Genomic DNA, 965 nt, shown 5'->3' with positions numbered 1-965 from the left:
CAATGCGAACAATAAGCCTGGCAGTTCTTAGGAAATATTGATGCTTGATAGCGAAAATAAAACTGCTGATCCTTTGTTAAGTGTGAATACTTTATCGTGGCACTGTGGTAATAAGGTGATCCTGCAAGATATTAGTTTTGCCCTATCAGAAGGAGGTTTTGTTGGCTTAATCGGCCCTAATGGCTCAGGGAAGTCCAGCTTGATGCGTTGCTGTTACAGAGTAAACAAACCGAGCAAAGGCAATGTGTCCTTAGGCGGCTCGGATATCTGGGAGAACAGCTTAAGGGACAACGCAAAGCAGGTGGCTGTCATTTTGCAGGAGCATCATGATCATTTAGGGCTGACGGTAAGAGAGGTTGTACTGCAAGGGCTAGCGCCCCACAAGGGCTTGTTTGAGTGGGATACAAAGGAAGATATTCGTTTTGTCAGTTCAGTTATTGCTGATATGGACTTATCGGCTGTTGAAGATTGCTTGTTCAGTATTTTGTCGGGTGGTGAGAAGCAGCGCGTGATGCTTGCAAGAGCAATTGTGCAGAAACCCCGCTTATTAATTATGGATGAGCCAACCAATCACTTGGATATCCATTACCAAATTGATCTGCTGAACAAGGTGAAGCAATTAGGAATAAGTGTTTTATCTTCATTTCATGACTTAAATCTCGCCGCGGCTTTCTGCGATAGTTTGTTGGTGTTAGACCGTGGCAGATTGGTTGCTCAAGGCTCTATAAATGAAGTGCTCAATGAGTCTTTAATATCAAAAGTCTTCAAGGCGAAGGTTAAGGTAGATCGCCATCCTAGTGCAAATGTTCCGAGAATTAGTTATGAATACTAGTGCCGAGGCTAGAACGGGTTCGCTGATTGCCGGTAAGTTCATAGCTTGCTTGCTAATTACTTTTCTCGTTCTGTTCTGTCTAGTTTCAGCTTTGGGTTTTGGGCCTATCAATATATCGTATGCCGAAATCATT

At 43.3% G+C, this 965-nt stretch carries 1 protein-coding gene; it reads left to right on the top strand.

What is annotated here, in order from left to right:
• Positions 1 to 40 precede the first annotated feature (40 nt).
• Complete coding sequence (locus tag A3763_RS18270; RefSeq protein WP_068515684.1) at positions 41 to 832, top strand: ABC transporter ATP-binding protein; 792 nt, start codon at positions 41 to 43, stop codon at positions 830 to 832.
• The last annotated feature ends 133 nt before the right edge of the window (positions 833 to 965 follow it).

It is taken from the genome of Oleiphilus sp. HI0128, from assembly GCF_001635365.1.
This window is presented reverse-complemented; position numbering and strand designations above follow the sequence as displayed.

Excerpts from the sequence above, each read along its gene's own strand:
- A3763_RS18270 (WP_068515684.1), top strand. The coding sequence starts at position 41 with ATGCTTGATAGCGAAAATAAAACTGCTGATCCTTTGTTAAGTGTGAAT.